The sequence below is a fragment of the Rhizobium sp. CCGE531 genome, from assembly GCF_003627795.1.
Lineage (GTDB): Bacteria > Pseudomonadota > Alphaproteobacteria > Rhizobiales > Rhizobiaceae > Rhizobium.
Window position 1 is genome coordinate 215,708 of sequence record NZ_CP032685.1, and the last position, 25,376, is coordinate 241,083.

Here is a 25,376-nt window from a genome sequence, read left to right on the forward strand (position 1 = left end):
AAAACCCGTTTTGAGGCGGTCCGGCAGCGTATTCTTTGGCAGCGCCGTGCAGCCGAACTCAAGGGGTGACGGTCACGTAGATCTTGCGGACGGTTTCGATCGTCTTCCAGATTCCAACAAAGCCCGGCTTCATGACGAAGCTGTCGCCCGCCCTATAGACGACGGGCTCGCCACCTTCCGGGGTCAGTTCGACGACGCCGGAGAGGATGTGGCAGAATTCGAAGGTCTCGCCCTTGATCGAACGGCTGATGCCAGGGGTCGCCTCCCACACGCCGGTGTGCACCGTCTCGTTGCGGGCGGTATCCTGTGCCCAGGTCTTGAGCTTCGGATCGCCCGAGATCAGCCGCTCCGGAGCGACGACGTTTTCGCGCGGTGCGAAGGAGGGGTTAGGGTCAATCGTCTTCAGGAGGGACATCGGGTTCCTTTCGAGGGTGAGGTCAATAGCCGCGGCGGCGGTCGACGAGGCCGAGCGGGTCCATGCCCGCCCGGATCCTTTTGATATTGTCGATGACGGCGCGCGCGGCGCTATGGGGCTGAGTGACGCTTGCGATATGTGGCGTCAGCAGAATGCGTTCGTGGTTCCAGAAGGGATGTCCGGCGGGCAGCGGTTCGGGATCGGTGACATCGATCACGGCGCCGGCAAGCCGGCCATTATCGAGCGCGGCCAGGAGATCTTCCGATACGAGCTGCGGTCCGCGACCGACATGCACAAGGCCCGCACCCTGGGGCAGCTTCTCGAAGCGATCGGCGTTGAGAAAACCACGGGTCTCGTCGGTTAGCGGAAGCAGGCAGATCAGAATATCGGTCTCGGAAAGCATGGCCTGGAGTCCTGCTTCGCCGGCAAAACAGGCAACGCCTTCCAGTTCGCGTTGACTGCGGCTCCAGCCGGAAAGCGAAAAGCCGAACGGCTTCAGCCTTTCGAGCACGGCCTGCCCAAGGTTCCCGAGCCCCAGCACGCCGATGCGGCGCTCGGCGGCCTGAACCTGTGGCAAGGCATTCCAGACCTGATGGCGCTGCTGGCTGAGATAGGTCGGCAGATTGCGGTGAAGCGCGAGGGCGCCAAGCGTCACATATTCCTGCATCATGCGGGTGATGCCGTCTTCGACCATCCGGACGACTTTTACGCGAGCGGGGATCTGTGCCGTGTCGAATTGATCGATGCCGGCGCCGATGGAAAAGAGAACTTCGAGATTGCCATAGCGTGGCAAGTCGTCCGGAACCGTCCAGCTTATCAGATAGCGCACGGCGTCGGGATCGACCGACAGCGGATCCATGGAAAACGAGATGTCCGGCAGCTCCTGGGCGAAGGCCTGCTGAAAGATATGGCCGCGGCGGGCATCCGAGTTGAAAAGGAACGTCATGGGCTATCCATTCTTCGGTCTTGCGGCATCATGCCCGGCAACGACGGCCAAGAGCCTCGATCATGGCCTGGCAGGCGGCGAGTTCGTCCGTGAGGATGAATTCGTTCGGCTTGTGCGCGCGCCCGATGTCGCCCGGACCGCAAATGATCGCCTCGAGGCCGGCGCGCTGGTAGAGTCCGGCTTCGGTGCCGTAGCTGACGGCGGCCAGCGGCTCGATATCAGTCAGCTCGGTCAGCAGGCCGGCAAGGGGGGCGGCCCGGGGAAGAGATAGGGCGGGATAGGAGCTTAGTTCCTCCCATTGGATCTGGAAGCCCCGGCGCTCAAGCGCGGCGGCGGCCTCACGCACCGGTAAGAGCAGGGCTGCCGGGTCCGCGCCGGAAATTGCCCGCGCTTCGGCTTCGAGCACGCAGAGATCCGGAATGATGTTGAGGGCCTGCCCGCCGTGAATGATGCCAACCGAAACCGATGAATAAGGCGGCTCGAACTCTGCTTCGAATGGTCCCTGGGCAAGAGCATGTGCGGTCGAAACGGCTGCCAGCAGGACCTCGGTGGCCGCATGGATGGCATTGAGGCCGAGGTCGGGGCGCGACGAATGACCGGAACGTCCCTTCAGGGTGATGCGGGCCGCTGATTTCCCTTTATGCGCGAGGATGGCGCGCATGTTGCTCGGTTCGCCGACGATCACGCCGAGCGGCGTTTCACAAAGCTCCGGCAGGTGCGCAATGAGATGCGGCACGCCACGGCAACCTGCTTCCTCATCATAGGAAAAGGCAAAATGAATTGGCCGCAGGAGGGGGTTTGCCGCGAGTATCGGCAGAGCAGCCAGGGACGCGGCCAGAAAGCCCTTCATGTCGCTGGTGCCGCGGCCATATAGCCTCTCGCCATCGACCTGCAGCTCGAAGGGATTGCTCGCCCATCCCGCCTCGTTGGCCGGCACGACATCCATGTGACCGGAGAGGACATAACCCGGTTTGTCACGCGGGCCGATCGTCGCGAAAATGTTCGACCGATCACCCTCGGGGCCGGGAATAATATCGACGGTAGCGCCGAAGGACTTCAGATGGGCACCGATCCACTCCACGATTTCAGCATTCGGCATTCCGACGACGGAATTGAAACCGACCAGTTTTGCCAGGATGTCCGCTGCCTGCATTGCTGTTCCCAATCTCCGATTGCCGTCCTCGTCTGGGCAAGTGACGTTGTGATCAGCGAGAAGGTTAGGCGACTGTCAGAAGAATACCTGCCGAAAGCGTTGCTCATACGGTCAATTCTTGCGTCGGCATTTGCATACGCAGTGAAATGTTTTGCGCGGCCTCGGCTAAGGTCGCCAAAGCATGATGCCGGCTTGCGCGAACAAGCAGTCGGAAGATCGGATGGCGGCCGGATCACGAATGGATACAAAGATACCCGAGAGACTGCATGTCGATGCATTCGAACTGCGTTTTGCCGACATTGCGGATGTCGCTCTGTCACAGCTTCAGGCTCTCTCGATGTCGGTCGGATGGCCGCATCGATTGCTGGACTGGCAACATCTGCGGGATGTCGGCCGCGGCTTTGTGGCGCTTGACGAAATCGACAGGGTTTCCGGCTCGACCATGTGGTTTCCGCATGGAGAGCATTTCGCCACATTCGGCATGCTGATCACCGCGCCGCGCCTGCAGACGAATGGGACGGCGGAGTGGCTGGTCCAACGGATGCTGGCCGAATGCCGTCAGGAACGGTTAAGGCTGAATGCGACAAGAGCGGCGCGCCGGATGTGCGCGACACTCGGGTTCATGCCGCAACAGACGGTTTTTCAGTGTCAGGGTGAGGTTCTATCCGTGCCTGAAGTCGGCAATATCAAGCCGGGGCTTCAGCTGAGGCGGCTCGAACGTGGTGATCTGGATGGCGTCGCTGCCTTGGATGAGCCCGCTTTCGGCACGCTGCGCTACCAGCATCTTCAGCGGTTGTTCGAGAGTTCCATCTGCTACGGTCTCTATGAGGGCGAAAAGCTGATGGCTTATTCCATGCGGCGCCGCTTCGGCCGCGGTCATGTCGTCGGTCCCGTCGTTGCCTATTGCGAGGAAGATGCAATTTCCGTCGTTCATCCGCATGTCGTCGCGCATGTCGGCAGTTTTCTCCGGCTCGATACCCACTACGGTACTGGCTCATTTGCCGGTTTCGTCCAGCAAAGCGGCATGTCCGTCTTCGACACCGTGACAACAATGGTTTCTTCCGAGGCAGCCGCCTATGGGAGCCCGAACACAGGTTCCCCGATCGTTTTTGCCCTCGCTTCGCAGTCTTTCGGATAATTGCGAAGCGCGCCTTGTGATAAATCGCCGCTAAGTGAGTTGAAGCCGAACATGTATCTTATTTCTACGTTGAACGCTTTATATGTTATGTTCAACATAGGAGACTATCATGGGTGGTTTCAGCGGGTGGAGAGGGCCGGCGGTGGCGGTGGGGTGGTCGAGCCGGCGGCGAGTGAGCGTTGGACCATGACCGTATCGGCCCAGCGGCCGTAGCGATAGGCAACCGCCGGTAACAACCCGACGCGGGCGAAGCCGAAGCGTTCGTGCAGTGCGAGCGAAGCGACGTTGTCTGCGTCGATATAGCCGATCATCTGCCGGAAGCCGGCCGCCGCGCAGGTGTCGATCAACCCGCGCATGAGCAGGCTCCCGACACCCTGGCCGACATGGTCGTGATGCACATAGATCGAATGCTTGACTGTGTAGCGGTAGGCCGGGCGTTTGCGGAACAGCACCACATAAGCATAGCCGACGACCTTCTCGCCTTCGATCGCAACGACATGCGGGAATCGGCGGTCCTTTAAATTCTTGCGCCGTTCCCGCAGGTCGTCCGGTTGCGGCGTGTCGCTATCATCAACACCAGCCTCGACGCCGCGGTGAATATGGCGGCGATAGATCGCCAACATGGCATCGACGTCGCTCTCCCGGGACGGGCGAACGACGATTGCTTTATCCTGCTTCATGACCAATCCGAATTTTCCAGCCTATTCCGCGACGACGTAGGTATAGAGTCGGATTTTGCCGGATGCATCAATCTCGCGATAGAGTCCCTGGATTTCAACCTCGAAGCCGGGGAAGGTATTGAAGCAGGTCTCGAACATCTTGAGATAGTCGATCATCGGCTTTGCCTGCTCCGTCAGGCGCTCGCCGGGCACGATGGTCGCAATCCCCGGCGGATAGACGACGAACGGCGTCGTTGCGATGCGGCCGGCAATGGCGTCGATCGGCAGATAGTCCACATCGTTGCGCACCAGGCAGCGCGCGGCGTCATGCGGCGACATGGCGATCGGCGGCAGGTGGTCGGCGGAAAACTGCTTTGTCTGGAGCGCACTGACATCGGCCTGACGGAAGAAGTTGTGCATTTCCGCGCAGAGATCGCGCAGCCGCACGCCCGCGTAGCGGCCCGGACGGCGTCGATAGAATTCGGGAATCGCCTCCTCCAGCAAAGCATTGTCGTCATGGAGTCTCTTGAAGGCGACAAGACCACTGATCAAGGTACCGGCTTTGCTTGCCTCCACGCCGGGGGTGAGCAGGAACAGCAGCGAATTGAGGTCGTTCTTTTCCGCAACGATGCGGTTTTCGCGCAGATATTGAGCAACCACGGGCGCGGGTATGCCGTGCTCGGTATATTTTCCGCTCGCCCGGTCGAAGCCGGGGGTCAGCAGGGTGAGCTTGTTCGGATCGGTCATGGCGAAGCCCGGTTCCATCGCGGAAAAGCCGTGCCATGCCGCGTCGGGCGTCAGGTGCCAGAAGGCGGGATTGGTGGCGAGCTGGTCGGTGGCGACGCTTTCCCAGGGCACATTGTGGACGGCGCCGGGGCTGGACACATCCGGGATCGCCACCCGGTCCGGCACGAAGGGCTCGAAAAACCAGCGACGCTCGGGGCGATGTTCCTTCTCCTCGAATTCGCGGCGCACGGCGCGGATCTTCTTGCGCAGTTCGATGCCGAGGCGGATCGTGTCGTCCCAGAGCACTTCGCCCGAGCGGCCCTTCATCATCTGCGCGCCGACGTCGAGAGAGGCAAACAGCGGATAGAAGGGCGAGGTCGAGGCGTGCTGCATGAAGCTTTCGTTGAAGCGCCGGTGCTCCACGCGGCGCTTCTGGCCGGTGATATGCCGATCCTTCATGTGGATCTGCGAGGCCTGCGAGAAGCTGGCGAGCTGCTTATGGGTCGATTGCGTGGCGATAATGCCCGGCGCGTCCGGGCCGAGATCGGCAAGGCCCATGGCAAAACGCCCGGCGTAGAGCGGGTGAAACTTCATGAAGCCCGCCCAGGCCTCGTCGAAGAGGATGTAGTCGCACAAATGGCCGACGCGCTTGAGGATCATCTCGGCATTGTGAATGGTGCCGTCATAGGTGCACTGCTCCACGACAGCGACGCGGAACGGGCGCGGCTTTTTGTAGGCCTCGGGGTCTTTCACCAATGGATGCGTGCGGATGCGCTCGCGCAGGGCGTCCTCGTCCATTTCAGCGAAATCCATGGGACCGATCAGGCCATAGAGGTTGCGTGCGGTCGGCAAGTAGACCGGAATACCGCCCGAGATCATCAAGGCGCCGTGATGGGCGGCCTTGTGGTTGTTGCGGTCGAACAGCACGAGATCGCCATCGGTAACGAGGGCCGACAGAGCGACCTTGTTGGAGGTGGAGGTGCCGTTCAGCACGAAATAGGTCTTTTCGGCGCCGAAGATCTTCGCCGCTTCCTTCTGCGCGGCAAGCGCAGGTCCCTCATGGGTCAGAAGGTCGCCGAGATCGAGTACGGAATTGTCGAGGTCGTCGCGAAACACCGCTTCGCCGAGATGCTCCATGAAGACACGGCCGATGGGGCTGCGGCTGTAGAAGATGCCGCCATTATGCCCGGGGCAGGTCCAGAGGTGATTGCCTTCCTCGGCATAATCGACGAGCGCACCGAAAAACGGCGTCTTCAGCGTTTCGGCATATTGCTTGAGCCGGCTGATGAGGCTCTTGGCGATGAAGGCGGGCGTCTCTTCGGACAGGAAGACATAGCCGTCGATGAAATCGAGGACCTCGACCGGCACATCCTCGAAGCGCTTGCGGCGGATGAGCAGGATGATCGGGAATTCGAGGCCGCGCCGGCGCATCAGATTGATGAGAGAGGCCGTCTTGCCTTCGAGCCCCTTCTTGCCCCAGTCGACCAGCATGCAACCGATGGCGGCGTCAGTCTGTACGGCAATCTCCGCATCTTCGAGATTGCGCGCGCGCACCACTTCAAAGCCCGAGCGTTCGATCTCCTCGACGATCTGGTTATAGCGGGCGCCCTCCAGATCCTCATTGTCGAAGGTTGGCGTTGCGAACAGGAAGTTGAAACGTCTGAAATAATCCATCTGGGTACCCGCTTTTGATCTGGCACGAGGTGTCGACGTATTTCATGACATGGATGTGACAAAATATCGAATGCCCGAAACACTCGAACAGAATGGCATTTCCGCCATTCGTAGCGTTTGATTGTGCATGCCTCAGCGCAAATCGATACCCTGCAGCCACGTCCGCGATGATTTTGGTCGCAACGACAATCTCGATCTGCGGAAGTCGGGTTCAAGCCCGTTCAAGGCGGCTGATCATGCGAGGTCGGTTGTTCGGAGCGGCAGGATCGATCAATAAGTCATCGTCGAGCTTAAGCGATCATCCGCCCGCGGCCTCAATCGTTATCACCTAGCGACTGCTTGAGCGCGGCCGATCGCTGACGCTGGCTAGCTGAAGATCGGGAGAAAAGCCGCCGCCCTGTGGAGGCGCTGATCGTAGGCAGCCATATCTCCATTCTCGGAAACAAGCCCGCAGAGGTTCAAGATCATTCAGGTCTTTTTGAGCCGGCCTCAGAGACAATAGCGGGATTGTTGGTCTTTGGTGGATGTTTCGTGGAGGTTTCATGAACAAGGGCAAAGGAGCGTTGACGCGCGGGCCTTGTCTGGGGTTTCTTGCCGCTGAAGGAGCCGCGGATGGAAAATGCATTGATTTTGATCGTAGAGGACGAGCCGGAAATCTCCGAAATTCTCGAACGCTATTTTGAACGCGAAGGTTTCCGCGTATTGACGGCAGCGGATGGCGAGATCGGCCTTTCCCATCATCAACGGCTCAGGCCGGACCTTGTGGTCCTTGACGTAAAATTGCCGAAGCTGGACGGCCATACCGTGCTTGCCAGTATCCGGCAAAGGGGGAACACGCCCGTCATCATGGTCACGGCGCTTGCCGACGACATCGACAAACTGCACGGGCTGCGCTCAGGCGCGGACGACTACGTCGTAAAGCCGTTCAATCCCGTGGAGGTCGTCGCGCGGGCGCGGGCCATTCTGAGGCGAACCACGGGAAATGCGACCAACAAGATGCTGAGGGTGGGCAGGCTTGCGATAGATCCGGTGGCGCATATGGCTGTGGTCGAGAACGGCGAAAACCGCGTTCTTCTAAACCTGACACGGACTGAATTTCGGATCCTGGAATATATGGCGGTTTTCCCGAACCGCGCTTTCGAGAGAAGCGAGATCGTCGATGCATGCCTTCCGGAAGGTGACGCGCTCGATCGAACCGTGGACAGTCATATGAGCAAGCTCCGTAAGAAGTTGGAGGCCGCGGGGATCGGCGAACTTCTCAACGGCGTGAGGGGAGTAGGTTACCGCCTTGGTGACTTCGGCTAAACATTTATCGCCGGTGCCGCGGTGGGGAGGCCCTGGTCTGGCTTCGCAGCTATCATGGTACGAAGTGCCCAAATCGATGGGAAACGAGATCAATGGGAAACAAGGCGGCCGCCGACCATCGTCATGAGAATTATGCCGCAGATCACGGCAATGAAGCAGATTGTCGGCGTAGGCTCGTAAACGGCCCGCGGGGTTCTGATGCCCCATAAGCATTTCGTGGTAATCGTCGCTGGCGAACGACAGGGTGCCCGCCTGTCCTGAAGGTTCGAAGCCGCCCCTGGTTCCGAAGAGATCTCTTGCCGCAAATCCTCCGGCATCCACCAGTCTACTTGCAAACCCAGCGCACGGCGACCATCGTCAGTGAGTACATAGCGCGCTCCTGTGTCCCAGCCTGTGCTGTCATCTCTGATCAAGCGGAGATCCAGTGCTTGTGCGAGCAATCCGATCGCCGCGCGATCGAGGGCCTCAAAATCAGAAATCTCATAGGTGGTATCGCGAAGAACTCTCTTAAGGAGCCTCAATAGATCGGATTCGTCCGGTATTTCCATTTTCGTGTCCAAGCATCTGTCGTGTGATAGGCGTTTGGAAATTCAGCACGATTGCGTGGACATTGGGTGCACGTTTGCTTGAGAATTTGCGATGTGGCTGATCGCTGTCCCAGCGGATTACCGCTATCTTCAGCCGGCTCCGCGCTGGACATGATAGCGGGGCCATCTTCACCCTTCGAAATCGCCTTTCTTCACTCGACCCATACACTATCTCCACGCAATCTGCACAAAAATGGGCCATATCGCGGACAATCGTTGGGGATCTTCTCCGACATGGGATCTGCCGCTGATACGATCGAGAAGGATGCCATCGAAACATGAAGTTCCGAGCCGAAGTAAAGCAAGTATTTGTTGCGAGCGCTCTGGCGATGACATGCCCGGTGGTCGTTCATGCAACTGCAATGGAATATTCGAAGACAAATGCTGTGCTTCGATCGGGGCCAGGCGACCGGTTTCCGGCCGTCGGAATGGTGATGGCGGGCTCCCGCGTCCATATGTTCGGATGCACGAAAGAATTTAGATGGTGCGATGTCACCGTCTCGGGGCGAAGGGGATGGATGCCTTCCGCCGACGTCGACGTTGAGTACCATCACCAGAGGCTGCCGATGCCAAGCTACGTTCGCATCGCGGAAAGGCCGGGCATCGCCATCGTTTCATTCGACATCGATTCTTACTGGTCCCGAAACTACTCGAAGCTGTACTTTTATGGCGAGATCGAAAACTGGCGAAACATCCACTGATATCATGATTGAATATTTGATCGGATCGCGACATTCATGAAACACGCCCGGCGGCGGGAAGCCTGTGCGATTGCAAGGGCTGCGAAATGGATCGCTTGGTGACAAGACCATGATCGGCAGATCTTACAGTATTCCATGCCGACTGCGCGGCATATGTCGAAAGAACAGCCTCGATATAGCGAAAGGCGAACGCAAGCGTCGATATAACATCTTGTCGATGATGGTGGTGGCATTGGCATTGCCAGCCTGTCAAACGATGGACCTATCTCTACCCGTGACACCACCACCCTTGCCTTCGGCCTACGCGGGAGCGCCTGCCAAGGTCTCCCGGGTACGAACAAGTGGCCCCGCATGGTGGGAAAGTTTCCACGATAAGACGTTGTCATCGCTTGTCTCCCGTGTAGCCGCTAACAATCTGACCGTTGCGCAGGCTCGACAGAATCTCGCGGCGGCAAGGGCCATGGCTCATTCCGCGATTGCCGGCTATCGCCCCGAGGTTGGTGGCGTCGCGCTTGCAAACGCTTCGACCGGCTCGCGGGTCAACAACGATTTCACACGACGTCCGCTGCAATTGAACCTCGAGGCCAGTTGGGAGGCGGCACTTTTCGGGCAGGACAAACTAGCGCAGAAATCGGCTGACCTGAGCGCGGCAATCGCGAACGCGGATCTGGCGGCAGCAAGATTGGCGGTAACGACGGAAGTTGCTGCCAGCTATGTTCACCTGCGGGCACTTCAGAGACGTCACGCCGACGCCGTTGAGATGATCGGGTTGCTGGAGAGGAATTCAAAGCTTGCGAGCGTCAAGGAGCAGGTTGGGCTGTCCACGGCAATCGAAACCGAACCCCAGAAATTAGGTCTCGATGCTGCGAGATCGAAGCGTCTCGAGCTGGAAAATGAGATCGCCATCTCAGCGCAGCAAATCGCGACCCTGGAAGGAACCTCCATTCCGGCCGCAGACATTCTCAAGCCTCAATCGCAACCGGTCGTACAGGCAAGTCTCATCGAAGGCCGCCCCGCCGATCTCTTGCGCTCACGACCTGATGTGGTGCGAGCCGAACTCGCAGTCGCTCAGGCCGGCGCGCAGGTGGGTATCGCAAGAAGCGACCTTTATCCGAAATTGCGCCTTTTGGGAACAATCGGGATTGGCGCTCCGGCCGGTCACTCGTTGTTTGGCGTCGCCGGCGGGCCATCGCTGCAAATGCCGATATTTGATCTCGGCCGGCGCAAAGATGTCGTCGCGGCAAGCGAAGCGAAATTCCGTGAGGCGGGCCTGGCATATCAGCAGGCCGTTCTTGTCGCCTATGAGGAAGCGTCGAGGGCACTGCGTGAATTCAACGCCGCACGACAGAGAACGGCGGAACTGAGATCGCGGTTGAAACGCGTTACCACGGTCCGCAACGGCGCCGACATTCTCGTTCGCGAAGGTCTTGAAGATAGATCGAAATCCATAAGGGGCGCGCTCGACCTGCTGGAACTGCGGGCCTCATTGACCGACAGCATCGAAGACGAGGCTCGCGCCCTCATCGCCTTCCATAAGGCAGCGGGCACTGTAGAGCAGGGCATCCCTTCACCGGCGTCGGAAAGGCGGATGTGATCATGGCCGTGCCGATCGCGCGAAAAACTCTCCTCTATGAATGGCGTCGCTTTCTGCCGGCCGTTGCGGCGGTTGCTTTCTCCGGGCTGCTCATGACGGCTCAAGGGGCACTTCTCTTGGGGATTGTGAGTGCAAATTCGCTTTACGTGTCCCAGTCGAATGCCGATTATTGGGTTGGCTATCCGGGTACGCAAAGTGTCGAACTCGGGCGCACGGTCAAGGTTGGCGTCTTGACGAACCTGTATTCGGAGCCTCTTGTCTCTCATATCGAGCCGTTGCTGCTTGGGTCGGGCGATTGGCGGGCGACCGGGGGCAACGGCGGCGTCAGTGTCACGGTCGTGGGTGTCGATACGCAAGCCGATAGTGCCGGACTGGCCCGGGTCGTTTCGCCGGATCTACGCGACCAGCTCCGCGAGCCTGGCGCTGTGGTCGTCGACGCCTCGGATAGCGACAAGCTTTCCGCCAAGCCCGGCGATCGTGCAGAGGTGAATGGCCATACCGTACACGTCATTGGCCTCATTGACGGGCTTCGCGGTCTAGGCGGGGTGAACGTAGTCAGTTCGCTCGATACCGCGCGCATGCTCGATCAGGCGCTGCCTGATGACGGCGCAGCAACTTATTTCCTCTTCGATGTGAAGGCCGGAAGCGATCCATCAGCGGTAATCGCGCGCCTCAATCGAAGAGCATCCGTCGAACGCTTCGAGATCTGGCCCTCCGGACAGCTGGCAAGCATGTCGACCAACTATATGCTGTTCGATTCCGGTGCCGGCATCGCTTTTATCTTCGCGACGCTTATTGCCGCCACCATTGGAGCGCTCATAACCAGCCAAACCCTGATGGCTGCCGTAGCAGGTGCGCTTCCGCAATATGCCACGCTTCGAGCGCTTGGCGTACCATTTGGCGGCCTGAGAACCATTGTTGCCGAGCAGGCGGCCTGGGTCGGTATTTCAGGCTTGATTATAAGTGGTGGCCTGAGCCTTCTCATAGCCCTTATCGCACGGGTCTATAAGGTTCCCTTTGTGCTTGATGGCATCGTTGTCCTTCTTGCTTCGCTCGTTGTGCTCGTCGTGGCAATTCTTGCCTGCCTTTTAGCAATTCATCGGCTGCGTCAGGCCGACCCTGCTTCGTTGTTGAGATGATCTCATGCGGTCCGCTATCTCGGCCTTCAATCTCCATAAATCCTTCACCGTCCAGAATGTGCGCACGAACGCGCTCATCGATATTTCCGTCGAGATCTATCGCGGTGAATTCACCGTGCTCAGCGGCCCTTCCGGTTGTGGCAAGAGCACGCTTTTGGCGACACTCGGCGGCATGACCAAGCCAGACAGCGGACTTCTTCGCGCCGGGGAAATCGATCTCTCGTCATCGACGGATGCACAGCGGGATGCGTTTCGCTTGAAAAATTGCGGATTTATCTTTCAAGGCTTCAACCTGTTTCCCGCGCTGACGGCCCTTGAACAGGTTCAGGTGCCGCTGGACTACCTGAATGTTCCGGAGACGGAAGCGCGCGCCAAGGCGCTCGAAGCGCTGGAGCGCGTCGGCTTGCTGCACCGCCAGCATTTGCGACCTTCGCATCTGTCGGGCGGGGAAAAACAGCGGGTCGCCATTGCGAGAGCGATCGTCAAGGAGCCAGCCATCCTGTTTGCCGATGAGCCGACGAGCGCGCTGGACAGCGGCAATGGGCAGCGGATCGTCGAGATTCTGCGCGACACGGCGAGACAACTGGGAACGGCGGTTCTGTGCGTTTCGCACGATACACGCCTGTTTTCGAAAGCAGATCGCCTCCTCAGGATGGAGGACGGGCGCCTGGTGGCTGATCAACGTTCCATCTCCGGGCGAGACATTGACACACGAGAGTATTGGCATGGATCAAATTAAGCGTACCCGTCGGTTTTGGGCGACTGGCGTGTTGGGCCTGTCCCTGACATTGGGCCTGCTATGGATGACCGTCGGCGTCCCAAAGGCAGACGAAAACTCGAACACCATCGAACGCGGTACGCCGGCAATCGCCGCCGCGGCGCGCGGAACCGTCGATGTCGAGGGAGGACTCTATCGGATAACCGCCGTGCGCGACGGGGTCGTTGCCGAGGTGCAGGTGATGGAAGGGGCCTATGTGCGCAAAGGGGATGTCCTTGCCGTTCTGGACAACCGGCAGGAGGAAGCCGCGGCTCGTATCGCCGAACAGGAGGTCTCCCAGGCGGACGATCGCTATAAGCTCCTCGCAATCAAGAAGAAGAACCTTTCGAAGACCTATGAAAGGATGCGCCGCGCCGCCGCCGGCATGGCCGTGTCGGATCAGGCGCTCCAGGATGCAGGCGATGCTTATGAGATGCAGGTCATCGAAACCAACTCAGCGGCAACGGCTCTGGACATAGCGCGTGAACGTCTCGAAATGGCCAAACGCGAGGTCAGCCTGCGTTCGATCACGGCACCGGCCGATGGCGTCGTCGTGCGCCAGGCGGTCAAGGCCGGGGAGGTCGTTTCCGCTCAGGCGATGAGCGAGATGTTTGTCCTGCTGCCGGATGGTCCGAGGATTGTGCGTGCAGACGTTCCGGAAGAATATCTGGACCTTGTCGGTCCCGGCATGATTGTGGAGATCGTCCCCGAGGGGCGCTCGGCGCAAACGGTTTCGGGGCGCATTAGCCGGGTCTCCAAAGTGTTGACGCATGCAAAATCGACGGAGAACTCCGGAGACCGCAGTGACATGAGAACGGCAAACTGCATCATCACTGTCGCACGCGATGCGCCCTTGGCCATCGGACAGCGCGTCGTCATTCGCGTCCTAAAATGATGCGGCCGGGCCGGAACATACGACGGTATGCCAAAGGGACCGGCCATGCCGTCTTGTCCGGAGAGCAGCGACGAGGTCGATATCCCACATGCCGAACGTGCGTGAAAATGTCGAATTTGGAGTCAAATGCAGAGCAAAAGCGCATCAGTTACGTCTGATTTGCTTAAACTACTTGTGGATCCGAACGATAATGCCTGTTGTGTAAAGCCATCATCTATCCAGAGCTTCGCCGTTGCACATATATGGTCGGCTGCAATGGTAGAACTCAGATCTTCTTGAACTCGCAACATGTCGGCGACAGTCGTGCAACGGAAGAACTGTCTCTGCTACAGCATCCGCGGGAGTACATCCGTGTCTCCACCCTTGTCCGTCAGCCTGTGCTTCAATGTGCCCGCGACATGCAGAAGGATACAGGTCAAAAGAATGTAGGCGCTGTACCTATGCAGCATTTGAAATATCGCGAATGCTGCATCGTTCTTGGGCAGGAGTTCTGGAATTTGGGAAATGAAAAAGAAAGGTACGCCATCGCTCTGCGTGAAGCTGCTCGACATGGAATAGCCAAGCAACGGAGTGATCAATGTCAGGACAACGATAAGTCGGTGCGTGACATGCGCGAGCCATTTTTCCCAGGGTGCCAAGTTCGAAGGCGTGTTGGGAAGAGAGGTCGTATATTGCCAGCACAAGATGAGATGCACCAATGCCAGAAGCCAAACCAGAACGCCAAACTGCTTGTGGTTGGGATACAAAAAGCCTGATGTCGCGACGGCGTCCTCCGGAAGCCGGGTCATATACCAGCCGGATGCCAGCAAACCCAGGATTAGAGCTGCACGCAGCCAGTGAAGAACCCGCATTGATAACGGATATTTCATAATGCCGCTTTTGCGCGGGTGTTCAATCATGCCAGCTCCTTTCCAGAATGGGGAATCCGTCTTGGTTCGTGAGGATTTGCGATGTAGCGAGAAGAATGGAAAACACAATGCCACACAGCATCGCGACCATTAAATTCCAGGCAGAAAACGAACCATATCGACAACTCAGCTTCCTTCCCATCTAAGGCGATAATTGTGGATGTCGCGCTGTCAGTTCGTGGAGATCTCGTGGAACGGCGCGACCCACTTGGCAAAGAAAGTTGTCAATCGTCGAGGCGAAAGAGCGACTGAAGTGATAAATGAACGGCTTCGCCATCCGGCATCGTGGTATTTTGCCGTCCTTTGATTGTGCTCGGGATTCCCTGCGGCAGTTGGTCAATATCCGACTGTTTCGTCACAGGGTTCCGACAAACTGAGTGATCGTGATGATTAAGAGACTGAACGGCTACATCGTTAAGGCGATGCTCATCGTGGCGCTGATCGCCTTCATCGTCACCTATCTAGGCATCACCATCTACTATGTTTGGGTGGAGCAATGGCTTTATCCCGATATCATTGATGAAACCAAATGGCAGATCAGTGACTTCGTCCTGATCGGCATAATTCTCGCGATTGGCCTCGTGGTGGCCTCCATTGCCGGCTGGCGTCTTACAAAGACGATAGTCGAGCCTCTGGAAGCAGTTGCCTCCGCCGCGCGAGCGATCGCGGAAGGCGATTTCACGGCGAGAGCACCAAAAGTCCGGCCTGCTTTCCACGAGGCTCACGCTTTGGTCGAGGACTTCAATTCAATGGCGGAGCGCCTGAGCAAAGCGGAAGCCGAGCTCAAATATTCCAACTCGTCCATTGCCCACGAGCTGCGCACCCCGCTGACCATTCTTCGCGGACGACTGCAGGGTTTGCTTGATGGGACATTCGAGCCGAGCTCGGATCTTTACGTTCGGCTGATCGCGCACGTAGACGATTTGTCCACGATCGTCGAGGAGCTGCGCACGCTGGCACTGAGTAGTGCCGGAAAACTGGATCTCGAACTCGATACGGTTGATCTGGCAAGGGAGGTGAGGGGCATTCTCGAATCCATCGCGGAAGAACTGAGACGCGCTGGAATAACATTGGACGGCTATTTCGCGCCGGCGGTCTCGATGGCTGATCGGACCAAGATCCGGCAAGCCGTGTTGGCATTGCTGGAGAATTGTCGCCGATATGCGCCAGGCAGCAAGGTTGAATTGCACACTGGGCAGAAGTTGGATTACGTTTTCATACGGATCGCGGATAATGGGCCAGGGCTGAAGGACATGGGCCGCGAACGCGCCTTCGAACGATTTTGGCGCGCTGATGAATCCCGGACACGCGCTCTAGGTGGTTCAGGATTGGGTCTTTCCGTTGTGCGCGGAATAGCTATAGCACATGGCGGCGAGGCGCTTATCGTCGATCAGCAGGGTCCTGGATTGGCGATCGAAATTCGTTTGCCGTTGAAGCACGTCCAAGCATAGAGCGTTCCGGCTGCTCCGTGGGCATTGTCCCCGCCGAGGCCGCGATCCGGTTGGATGCCGCGATGGATGAATGACATCCGGTAAGGTCAAGCCCCTCGAAGTAGGCCGGCATATAGGCCACCGGAGGCGGCGAGCTCGTCATGCATGCCCTGTTCGACAATGCGTCCGGCCTGCATCACCACAATCAGGTCGGCCCGACGGATGGTTGAAAGTCGATGCGCGATGGTGATCGTGGTGCGCCCCTTGGACATTTTGTCCAGCGCTATCGACATGGCGCGCTCAGTACGGGTGTCCAGAGCGCTGGTCGCCTCGTCCAACAGAAGAATAGGCGGGTTGCGCAAGATGGTGCGAGCCAGCACGAGGCGCTGCTTCTCACCGCCCGAAAAGCGATAGCCGCCTTCGCCGACCAATGTGTCGTAGCCTTGTGGCAGCGACGCGATATGATCATGGATTTGGGCGATCTTCGCGGCCTCGACCAGCTCCGCCTCGGTCGCATCCGATTTGGCAAAGCGTAGGTTCTCCGCCACCGACGTGTGCAGCAGATAGGGTTCCTGCGACACCACGCCCAGCATGTCCGACAGCGACTGGAAGCTGAGATCGCGCAGGTCGACGCCATCGAAGCGGATTGCGCCACTGTCCACGTCGTAAAGCCGCGCCAGCAAATATCCGAGCGTCGTCTTTCCCGAGCCGGTGGGGCCGACTATGGCGACATGGGTGCCAGCGGCAATGGTCAGGTTGAGGTCGTGGACCGCGGGGCGATTGCCTTCGCGATAGGCGAAGCTGACGTGGTCAAGTCGCACCTCGCCACGCATTTCCGTGCGCGGCACGCTGACCGGGTCGGCCCGTTCGGTAATCTCGACCGGCTTGTCGAGATATTCGAAGATGCGCGCGAAGAGGGCGCGGGTCTTACGCATGTCGCGGCCAATTTCCAACAATTGCTCGAATGGCCACAAGAGCTGCTCCTGCAGCGCAATCATTGCGACCAGCGTGCCGATCGTGACAGGGTTGTCGGTCTGAATCAGCACCCCACCCGCCAGCAGCGTCATCGCCGGCAGCACCGCCAACGAGAAACTGATCAACGACCATTGCCACTCGCCGGCTGTGTGGGACTTCACCTCGAGCTTGGCTAGGTCGCGCGAAATGCGGGCGAAGCGTTGTGACAGATGCGAGCCGCGGCCCATTGTGCGCGCAAGGATGATGCCCGATATGGAAAGCGTCTCCTGCACGGCCGCCGACATGTCGGCGGCGCGAGCCTGCTGTGCATAGGTCAGCGCTTCCCGCATCCGGGCCACGCGGCTGCTGATCAGCATCGTCCCCGGTACGATCAGAAGCACGAACAGCGCGAGCCGCCAGTCGAGCAGCGCAATGGCGACGGCGGTCATGAGAACCGAGCTGAGCGAGCGGCCAAGTTCGTTCGCGGTGTCGGTCACCAGCGATTGCAGCCCGGCGATGTCGCTGGCGATGCGCGACTGCACCTCGCCCACCCGCGTGCCGGTGAAAAACCGCAGTGACAGACTTTGCAGATGCGAATAGAGCCGCACGCGCAGGTCGTGCAGGATCGCCTGCCCGATACGGGACGAAAGGATAACCTGCAGCGCCGCGATTCCAGACGAAGCCAGCGCGACCGCTACCATGCCCGCGGCCAGCCAAACCAACAGGCTCAGATCGCGCTGTGGCAGGGCGGTGTCGATGATCGCACGCAACAGAAAGGGGCCGACCAGGCCAACCGCCGAGGCGACAGCCATCAGCAGCCCGACACAGGCGATACGTCCGCGATAGGGCCGAAAGAGCGACAGTACTCGTGAGAGCGAGGCATGCTGCATGGCCAGGTCGGAATAGCCGTAGTCTTCATGATCGGGGGTGTCGTGATGCATCGGGAGATTCAGTCCGTGTTTGTTGCGGCCCGCGCGGCAGGCGGATTTCTATGGCAAGGCCAGGCCGATCGGAGGAAAGGATCGTTGCATCGCCGCCATGCGCTTGGGCGATAGCCTTGACGATGGGCAGACCCAGGCCCGATCCGCCCAGGCTGCGGCCGCGCGAGCAGTCGGCGCGCCAGAAGCGTTCAAAGGCACGGACGCGGTTTTCGGCGGAAAGCCCGGGGCCGGTATCGGTGCAGCGGAAAAAGACATGCTGATCCGTTCGACCCGTCTCGATGTGCACCTGAGCCAACGGTGCGTAACGACGACAATTATCCAGGACGGCGACAATGGCCTGCCGCAGCCGCGCTCGGTCGCCGGTGGCGACGGCGCTGTCCAGTTGGCGGGAGATCGTGATCCCGGCCATAGTGAGTTGATCTTCGAGAGAATTGATCGCGCGTTCGGCCTCCACCGCCAGGTCGATCCGCGAACATTGCAGCGCAAGCTGCCCTGCATTGTTCAATGCCAGAGTGCGCAACTCTTCAACGATGGCTGAAAGATCATCCACATGCGCGATCAGTCGGCGGTAGAGTTCGGGACTGGGCACGAAAGCGCCGTCGAGCAGCCCTTGCAGCCGTCCGCGCAGGATTGTCAGCGGAGTACGCAATTCATGCGCGATAGCCGAGTTCGAGTACTTCAGCTCGGCTTCCGCCCGCTGTAACCGCTTGGCCATCTGGTTAAAGTCGGCGACCAGATCACCCGCCTCGCCGAAACTGTTGCCCGGCAACACCGCGCGGGCGGAGAAGTCGCCCTTTGCGATCATACGTGCTGCTCCGGCTACCGACTTCACCGGGATGATGATGCGACAGGCTAGCCGCCAGCCAAAAAGCGAGGCGGCCAGGACGCACGCGCCCAGCAGCAGCCCAAGCGCAAGCGTGTCGCTCAGGTGCCAGCTTTCGTCATAGGTCGCGTCCGGATAAAGCCAATCATAGATGAAGGAGAAATAGGCCAGCAGGCCGAAATAGACGACCGCGAACGCCAGAAGGGTCAATCCGATCATCGCCCGCACGATCGGGGAATTCAGGTCACCGATCATGACGGTCCTCCAACCGGCAGCAGCGCCATCGCATTGCCGCCGCCTGGGACCACGTGGACTGGCGATCGCCAGCTTGCGGCGCGATAGCCGTCCTGGCCCGGCAATTTAAAGTCCGGAATCGTCAGATCGGACCCAAGCCACCGATGCCGGGCGAGCCCGAGGGCGTTATCGTTTGCCGTGATCACCCGAAAGCTCTCGCGCGTGAAATAGATCTCGGTGAGCTCGGCGATATCAGGCTCGTCTTCGGTGGCAAGGATCAGCGCGTTGTTCATGGCTAGCTCTCGGAGTCCGGCTTGCTGTCTTGGCGGTCATTCGGCTGCGGCAGGATGTTCCCGCAGGTCCGGGCGCTGAGCGGATCGAAAGGTCAGCCGACTGACGGCAACATAAAGGACCGGCACGAAGAAAACGGCGAGCACGGTCGCGGCAATCATCCCCCCGAAAACTCCGGTGCCGATGGCATTCTGGATTTCCGACCCGGCGCCTTGCGCGACCATGAGCGGAATGACGCCCAGGATGAAGGCCAGCGAGGTCATCAGGATCGGTCTCAGCCGCAGCCGCGCAGCCTGCAGCACCGCCCGGTATCGCCCCATCCCCTGTTGACGCAGGTGACGGACATACTCGACCAGCAATATCGCGTTCTTGGCCGACAGGCCGATGATGGTGATGAGGCCGACCTTGAAGAAGACGTCATTCTCCATCCCTCTCGCCAGTACGGCCATGACGGCGCCCAGCATGCCCAGCGGCACGATCAGCATGACCGCCAGCGGGATCGACCAGCTTTCGTAAAGCGCCGCCAGCACCAGGAAGACGATCAGCATGGAGGCCGCCAACAGCATCGGAACCTGCGCGGCGGATTGCTTTTCCTGAAAGGATTGGCCTGTCCATTCCAGCGCGAAGCCTTGCGGCAGTTGCCGGGCCAGCCGCTCCATCTCACCCATCGCCGAACCACTGGAGACGCCCGGTGCAGCCGAGCCCGCGATGCGCGCCGCGGGATAGCCGTTGTAACGCGCCATCTGCAAGGGCGAGGTCTGCCAAGCGGGGCTGACAACTTCGGAAAGGGGCACCATGCCGCCATCGATATTGCGCACTTCAAGGCGCAACACGTCCTCGACGCGCATCCGCGCGGACGCGTCGGCCTGGACAATCACCTGCTGCAGGTTGCCGCGGTTCGGGAAGTCGTTGACATAGTTCGATCCGATCGCGGTGGAGATCGTGTCGCTGATGGCAGAAAATGGCACTCCAAGCGCTTGTGCCTTCTGACGATCGATCTGAAGCGCGATGCTTTGGCCGTCGGGCAGTCCCTCGCTTGTCACATCGGTCACCAGCTTGCTCGTGGCCGCCAATGCGATGAGCTGGTTCTCGGCCGCCTTCAGCGCTGACGGCCCACTGTTGGCGCGGTCTTCCAGCCGCAGCGAGAAGCCAGAGGTTGTGCCGAGCGATTCGATCGCCGGCGGCTTCATGATCATCGCCGTGCCTTCCGGAATATCGGTCATCGCTGCTTCGGCTGCGGCGATCTCCTCGTTCACGCTCGTCTTGCGTTCGCTCCAATCTTTCAGGCTGGTGAAGGCTTGCGCGGCATTAGGCCCGGAGCCGGAAAAGCCGAAGCCGAGGATCACGATGTTGCCCGCGATATCGGGACGCGTTGCGGTGTGCGTCTCGTAGGCGGCGACAATCTCCCGCGTGCGCTCGGCGGTGGCGCCGGCCGGAAGTTCGAACATGGCCATGAAGTTGCCCTGATCCTCCTGCGGGACGAAGGCGGTGGGCAGGCGCATATAGCCGATGCCCGCGATGATTAGCAGGGCGGCATAGACCAACAACATGCGGCCGCCGCGCTGCAGGGTCCAACCGACCCACCCCGTATAGCGAGCGGTCAGCCGGCCGAACCAGCGATTAAACCATGCAAAGAAGCCGCTCGTCGCCTGGCCCGTCGCAGGCTTCAGGATCGTCGCGCAGAGTGCGGGCGTCAGGGTCAGGGCCAGGAAGGCTGATAAAAGAATGGAGATCGACATCGACATGGTGAATTGGCGATAAATTGCACCGACCGACCCGCTGGCCATGCCCATCGGCACGAAGACGGCCGCGAGCACCAGTGTGATACCGACGATGGCGCCCGAGATTTCGCGCATGGCTTGACGGGTCGCTTCCTTGGGCGACAGGCCCTGCCGGGTCATGATCCGCTCGACGTTCTCAACAACGACAATGGCATCGTCGACGATGATGCCTATCGCCAGGACCATGCCGAACATCGTCAGTACGTTGATCGAATAGCCCGATACCATCATCACGGCGAAGGTGCCCAGCAGCGCGATCGGAGCCACGATGGCCGGGATGAGCGTGTAGCGGATCTTTTGAAGGAACAAGAGCATGACGAAGAACACCAGCACCATCGCCTCGATCAGCGTTTGGACCACTTTGACGATCGAGACCTTCACGAAGGGCGCTGTGTTGTAGGAGATCGAAACCTCCATGTCCTTGGGCATTGTGGTCTGCAGCTCGGCCAGGCGCTGCTCGATCGCGGCCGCGGTTTGCACCGCATTCGCCCCCGATGAGAGCTGAATGGCGGCCGCCGCCGCCGGTTTGCCGTTGCTGGTGACGCTGAAATTCAGCGACTGTGCGCCCAATTCCACCCGAGCGATGTCCGACAACAGCAAACGCGATCCATCGGCCTGCGCCCGCAGCGGGATGGCTGCGAATTCCTCAGGGGTGGTCAGCTGGCCCCGCACCGTCAGCGGAGTCGATATCTTCGTCCCCGGCATGGTCGGTTCGTCTCCGACCCTGCCGGGCGATACCTGCGCGTTTTCGCGGGCGATGGCCTCGGTCACGTCGGCCATGGCCAACCCATAGGCCGCTAGTTTCGCGGGGTCGACCCAGATCCGCATCGCGCGCTCTGATCCGAATTGCTGTACGCGGCCCACCCCCGGAAGACGCTTCAATTCCTCGCCAAGGTTGCGAGTCATATAGTCGCCGAGAGTGAGTTCGTCCGTTGTGCCGTTGCGCGACTTCAGCGTCAGGATCATCAAGAAGCCCGACTCTGCTGCTTCAACGGTGAGGCCGCCGCGGCGCACGGGCTCGGGAAGGCGTTGCTCGGCATTCTTCAGGCGGTTCTGTACGTCAACCTGCGCCAGTTCCGGGTCGGTGCCGGGCTTGAAGGTCACGGAGATATTTGCCCCACCGGTCGAATCGACGGTGGATTCGTAATAGAGCACGTTCTTGACGCTCGAGAGTTCCTTCTCGATCGGCGTGACGACGCTGTCGCTGACGGTTTGCACGGTCGCGCCGTTGTAGGTCGTAAAGATGCTGACGCTCGGAGGAGCAATTTCCGGGAAGCGCGCCACCGGCAATTGCGGAATGGCGAGAACGCCTGCCAATGTGATGAAGATCGCGATAACCCAGGCAAAGATTGGGCGGTCGATGAAGAACTGCGACATTGCCTCTGATCCCTTACGACTTGCCTGCGATGCTGGCGGAGGGCTGCGAGGCCGGAATCGCGTGCACGGCCATGCCATCCAGAGCCTTGTCCTGCCCGCGCACGGCAATGATTTCGCCCGCGGTCAGGCCAGAGGTAACGACGACGCGCCCTCCGATCGCATCGCCCAGTTGCACAGTGCGTCGTTCGGCCCGGCCGTTCGCATCCACGACCACGACCTGCGCTCCAGCGGCGCTTGTTCTCTGCACCGCATCCGTCGGCACCAAAAGCGCCTTCGGAAGCAGGCCGCGCGGCAGTCTGGCGCGAACATACATGCCCGGTAGCAGTGACAGACCGGGGTTCTCCACTTCGGCTCGGACCGAAGCATTGCCGGTACCCGGATCGACGATGACATCGGAAAATTTCAACAGACCCGGCCGGGGATGGGACGCGCCCTGCGCGCTCAAGATTTCGATTGGGCCAAGCCCGTCATCGGCAGCGCGCTGGAGGGCGTCAAGCCGGGCGGCCGGCAGGCGTAGATCGACATACAGGCGGTCTATATCCTGCACGACAGCCAGCGCCCGTTCCGATGTCGGGGCAGCCAGCCCGCCTTCATCCGCCAGCGTGGCGCCCACATAGCCCGAGATGGGTGAGCGAATGGTGGCGAATTCGAGGTCCAGTCTCCGCCTTTCGACGATGGCTCGCGCTTCGTTAAGGTTGGCCCGCGCGGCTGCAAGTTCACTGCGGGCATTCTCGTTCTTCTCGCGACTGGTCGCGTTCTTGGACAGCAGCTGATCTGCCCGTTCCAGGCCGCGCTGAGCATGCGCTTCCGCCGCCGTAGCGCGTTCCAACCCGGCTTCCGCCGTTTCCAGATCGGCGGTCAAAGGCGCGGTGTCGATTTCGAACAGAATCTGCCCCTTCGAGACGCGCGCCCCCATTTCGACAAGCCGTCTTCTAATAATACCTCCCACCTGCGGCCGGATTTCGACCCTGTGGTATGCCGCGACGCGGCCGGGAAGTTCGTCGAGAAGCATCACATTTTCGGGCACGAGCGTGCTTACCACTACCTGGGGCCGGCTTTCCTCAATGGGATGTTGTTCCTCGTTCCCAGCATTTGCGACCCAACGGGCAAGGAACAATGCCGATGCAAGAAGGGTACAGATAAGGAGCAGTTTCGGAAGTGAATGATGCTGCATGTCGAGCTCGGTGTTCGCTGTATGTTGCGCCCTGTTGACATGTGCTCATGGAAATCTGGCATAGAGTTCGTGGAGTTTTGGTGGAATTGCGGTAGAGCAGACCCGCGGAACCATCGGTTCGGCACCGAGACCGAGGCTGTGCGTGCTTGAATCCGCTCTAAGGCGTCATATTGCCGAAAATAGCCTTCACTCTGCACAGGAATTTCTAGCTGACCTAACTGCCAAGCTTGGATTGCCGAAGCGGATTTCACTGGCTCACCCGGGAACCGCATCACGCCAGGTTTACGCGCATGTCCCACCGGAACCGCTGCAGCTATTATCGCTCATAGCTGGATGGAATTGTAATTCTTCATGTCAGGCACGGCGCCGAAGACGTCAAGCCGCAGGGCTTCGAATCTTAGGTATCCATGGCACCTGACGCAAACTCCACGACGTCCAAATTGACGAAGCGGCGTCAAAGAGCAACGGATCATGAGAAATAGGCTGGCGTGGCCGGTTCGCTCATTCCGGTTGTTCCGTCCGCCGTCTCGAAGTCGAAAAATTTCTGAGTGACGAGGGCGGCGGCGCCGCGTGCCCAGGAGTTGTCTTCCCAATCGAGCAGGAGAGGCGGAGAGGCGAAAAAGGTGCGGGCCGCCATGCTGGCTTCCAGGGGACCGAAAAGGGCATCGCCGAACGAAACCGCCTCGCCTCCGACGACGATGACTTCGGGGTCGGTGATGTTGACGAGATTGGCGAGCGCCTTGCCGATCCCGGCGCCTGCGTCGCTCAGGATCTTGCCGACCTCTGCCTCTCCCGCCTTCGCCGACCGCAGCATGTCGGATAGGCTATGGCGGTCATCGCGCTTCGTCGCCTCGCGCCATGTGCGAAGCATGGCGGGTTCGGAATAATAGGCCATCAGGCAGCCACGCTTGCCGCATTCGCAAAGCCGGCCATTCTCCTCATGCAAGGTATGACCGAATTTGCCGGCTGCTCCATGGGCGCCGCGGTAGAGTTTTCCATCGACGATGACGGCGCAGCTGATGCCGACGCCGATCGCAAGCACGGCCATATTGCGATGCTGCCTTCCCGGGCCAAAGAGCTGTTGGGCGATGGCATAGGCATTCGTGTCGTCCTCGAGCCAGACCGGTACCTTGACCTTTTGCGCGACCATCGATGCGAAGGGTACATTGTTCCACTTGAAGCGAAAGCTGCGCACGCAGATGGCCTGGCCGTTGTCGATGACGCCGGGCATGGAAACACCAATTCCCGCCAATCGCGCGTGGGGACGCCCTGCGGCCTTGACGAGCTCAGGCACGGCTTCGGCCAGCGTCGTCGCAACATTTTCCGGCTCGTTGTCGCCAAGGGACAAGCGGCAGGAGGCAAGCGGGTTGGTCGCAAGATCGGTGACGACGCATTCGACCGAGCCGACCATCAGCTTGAAGCCGATCGCCAACCCGTTGGCGTAATTGATCTCGACGGGTATGGGGCGCCGGCCCGAAAGCCCGGGCACCGCCTTGCCTTCGGCGACATGTCCTTCCTCGATCAGGTCGGCAATGACGAAGGTGACGGCCGCTGGGCTGAGGCCGGTGATCGTCGCGATCTCGGCGCGGCTTTTCGGCCCTTCTTGCCGCAGAAGGTTCAGGATGAGCCGCCGGTTGAGGGCCCGCGAAGTGCTCTGGTCGCCTTTCAGCTTCACGATTTCCATTTCTTAATTTTGTAAATTAATTATTGCGTCCGTTTCAGACTTATGCATAACTTCACTTGTCGATCAACATCCGGCATGTGCGCAAGCACG

Annotated in this window: 21 protein-coding genes; 8 read left to right on the forward strand and 13 right to left on the reverse strand. The window is 59.8% G+C overall.

Annotation, left to right across the window (positions count from 1 at the left end):
• Window positions 1-58: 58 nt before the first annotated feature.
• From CCGE531_RS20530 to argE, 3 genes are read right to left on the reverse strand one after another with little or no spacing between them, the layout of a single operon-like run.
• Window positions 59-415, reverse strand: a complete 357-nt coding sequence (locus tag CCGE531_RS20530; protein ID WP_120667319.1) for a cupin domain-containing protein — start codon at window positions 413-415, stop codon at window positions 59-61.
• A 22-nt stretch (window positions 416-437) separates the two neighbouring features.
• Window positions 438-1,361 carry a glyoxylate/hydroxypyruvate reductase A gene (locus CCGE531_RS20535; RefSeq protein ID WP_120667321.1) on the reverse strand — a complete coding sequence of 308 codons (924 nt, stop codon included), beginning with the start codon at window positions 1,359-1,361 and terminating at the stop codon, window positions 438-440.
• A gap of 28 nt (window positions 1,362-1,389) precedes the next feature.
• On the reverse strand, window positions 1,390-2,514 hold the full coding sequence (gene argE, locus CCGE531_RS20540) for an acetylornithine deacetylase (RefSeq protein ID WP_120667323.1): 1,125 nt from the start codon (window positions 2,512-2,514) through the stop codon (window positions 1,390-1,392).
• Between the two features lie 238 nt (window positions 2,515-2,752).
• Here argE and CCGE531_RS20545 point away from each other — a divergent pair, with 238 nt between their 5' ends.
• Entirely contained in the window at window positions 2,753-3,652 is a 900-nt protein-coding gene (locus CCGE531_RS20545) for a GNAT family N-acetyltransferase (protein WP_162943965.1), read from the forward strand.
• 119 nt (window positions 3,653-3,771) lie between these two features.
• On the opposite strand, the gene CCGE531_RS20550 is transcribed toward CCGE531_RS20545, so the two are convergent.
• Both CCGE531_RS20550 and CCGE531_RS20555 read right to left on the reverse strand, forming a co-directional pair.
• Window positions 3,772-4,332, reverse strand: a complete 561-nt coding sequence (locus CCGE531_RS20550) for a GNAT family N-acetyltransferase (protein ID WP_120667325.1) — start codon at window positions 4,330-4,332, stop codon at window positions 3,772-3,774.
• Window positions 4,333-4,353: 21 nt separating this feature from the next.
• Window positions 4,354-6,711, reverse strand: coding sequence for an Orn/Lys/Arg decarboxylase N-terminal domain-containing protein (locus CCGE531_RS20555; protein ID WP_120667326.1), 2,358 nt, complete (start codon window positions 6,709-6,711; stop codon window positions 4,354-4,356).
• Between the two features lie 612 nt (window positions 6,712-7,323).
• On the opposite strand from CCGE531_RS20555, the gene CCGE531_RS20560 reads away from it, so the two are divergent.
• Window positions 7,324-8,016: a response regulator gene (locus tag CCGE531_RS20560; protein WP_120667328.1), complete on the forward strand. Its 693-nt coding sequence runs from the start codon at window positions 7,324-7,326 to the stop codon at window positions 8,014-8,016.
• Between the two features lie 89 nt (window positions 8,017-8,105).
• Here CCGE531_RS20560 and CCGE531_RS20565 read toward each other — a convergent pair whose 3' ends face one another.
• Complete coding sequence (locus CCGE531_RS20565) at window positions 8,106-8,564, reverse strand: hypothetical protein (RefSeq protein WP_120764129.1); 459 nt, start codon at window positions 8,562-8,564, stop codon at window positions 8,106-8,108.
• A gap of 317 nt (window positions 8,565-8,881) precedes the next feature.
• Here CCGE531_RS20565 and CCGE531_RS20570 point away from each other — a divergent pair, with 317 nt between their 5' ends.
• The 5 genes from CCGE531_RS20570 (at window position 8,882) to CCGE531_RS20590 (ending at window position 13,689) form a co-directional block, all read left to right on the forward strand.
• Entirely contained in the window at window positions 8,882-9,304 is a 423-nt protein-coding gene (locus CCGE531_RS20570; protein WP_120667332.1) for an SH3 domain-containing protein, read from the forward strand.
• A gap of 256 nt (window positions 9,305-9,560) precedes the next feature.
• Window positions 9,561-10,898, forward strand: coding sequence for a TolC family protein (locus tag CCGE531_RS20575; RefSeq protein ID WP_245459324.1), 1,338 nt, complete (start codon window positions 9,561-9,563; stop codon window positions 10,896-10,898).
• Between the two features lie 2 nt (window positions 10,899-10,900).
• The gene (locus CCGE531_RS20580) at window positions 10,901-12,037 is read left to right on the forward strand and encodes an FtsX-like permease family protein (protein WP_120667335.1); all 1,137 of its coding nucleotides are present in this window, start codon (window positions 10,901-10,903) and stop codon (window positions 12,035-12,037) included.
• 4 nt (window positions 12,038-12,041) lie between these two features.
• On the forward strand, window positions 12,042-12,776 hold the full coding sequence (locus tag CCGE531_RS20585) for an ABC transporter ATP-binding protein (RefSeq protein WP_120667337.1): 735 nt from the start codon (window positions 12,042-12,044) through the stop codon (window positions 12,774-12,776).
• Window positions 12,777-12,804: 28 nt separating this feature from the next.
• Window positions 12,805-13,689 (forward strand): HlyD family efflux transporter periplasmic adaptor subunit, encoded by an 885-nt coding sequence (locus tag CCGE531_RS20590; RefSeq protein ID WP_245459325.1) that lies wholly within the window; start codon window positions 12,805-12,807, stop codon window positions 13,687-13,689.
• Between the two features lie 326 nt (window positions 13,690-14,015).
• Here the strand turns inward: CCGE531_RS20590 and CCGE531_RS20595 are convergent, their stop codons facing one another.
• Window positions 14,016-14,588, reverse strand: coding sequence for a cytochrome b (locus tag CCGE531_RS20595; protein WP_245459327.1), 573 nt, complete (start codon window positions 14,586-14,588; stop codon window positions 14,016-14,018).
• A gap of 395 nt (window positions 14,589-14,983) precedes the next feature.
• Here CCGE531_RS20595 and CCGE531_RS20600 point away from each other — a divergent pair, with 395 nt between their 5' ends.
• Window positions 14,984-16,048 carry an ATP-binding protein gene (locus tag CCGE531_RS20600; RefSeq protein ID WP_245459404.1) on the forward strand — a complete coding sequence of 355 codons (1,065 nt, stop codon included), beginning with the start codon at window positions 14,984-14,986 and terminating at the stop codon, window positions 16,046-16,048.
• Window positions 16,049-16,134: 86 nt separating this feature from the next.
• On the opposite strand, the gene CCGE531_RS20605 is transcribed toward CCGE531_RS20600, so the two are convergent.
• The 6 genes from CCGE531_RS20605 to CCGE531_RS20635 all read right to left on the reverse strand — a co-directional run bounded on the left by CCGE531_RS20605 (window position 16,135) and on the right by CCGE531_RS20635 (window position 25,277).
• Window positions 16,135-17,922, reverse strand: coding sequence for an ABC transporter ATP-binding protein (locus CCGE531_RS20605; protein WP_120667341.1), 1,788 nt, complete (start codon window positions 17,920-17,922; stop codon window positions 16,135-16,137).
• Complete coding sequence (locus CCGE531_RS20610; protein ID WP_245459334.1) at window positions 17,897-19,000, reverse strand: ATP-binding protein; 1,104 nt, start codon at window positions 18,998-19,000, stop codon at window positions 17,897-17,899. Before CCGE531_RS20610 ends, CCGE531_RS20605 begins: the two co-directional genes overlap by 26 nt.
• Window positions 18,997-19,272: a response regulator transcription factor gene (locus CCGE531_RS20615; protein WP_120667343.1), complete on the reverse strand. Its 276-nt coding sequence runs from the start codon at window positions 19,270-19,272 to the stop codon at window positions 18,997-18,999. Before CCGE531_RS20615 ends, CCGE531_RS20610 begins: the two co-directional genes overlap by 4 nt.
• A gap of 36 nt (window positions 19,273-19,308) precedes the next feature.
• Window positions 19,309-22,428 carry a multidrug efflux RND transporter permease subunit gene (locus tag CCGE531_RS20620; RefSeq protein WP_120667344.1) on the reverse strand — a complete coding sequence of 1,040 codons (3,120 nt, stop codon included), beginning with the start codon at window positions 22,426-22,428 and terminating at the stop codon, window positions 19,309-19,311.
• A gap of 13 nt (window positions 22,429-22,441) precedes the next feature.
• Window positions 22,442-23,602: an efflux RND transporter periplasmic adaptor subunit gene (locus tag CCGE531_RS20625; protein ID WP_120667346.1), complete on the reverse strand. Its 1,161-nt coding sequence runs from the start codon at window positions 23,600-23,602 to the stop codon at window positions 22,442-22,444.
• Window positions 23,603-24,071: 469 nt separating this feature from the next.
• On the reverse strand, window positions 24,072-25,277 hold the full coding sequence (locus tag CCGE531_RS20635) for an ROK family transcriptional regulator (RefSeq protein ID WP_120669246.1): 1,206 nt from the start codon (window positions 25,275-25,277) through the stop codon (window positions 24,072-24,074).
• Between the last annotated feature and the right edge of the window lie 99 nt (window positions 25,278-25,376).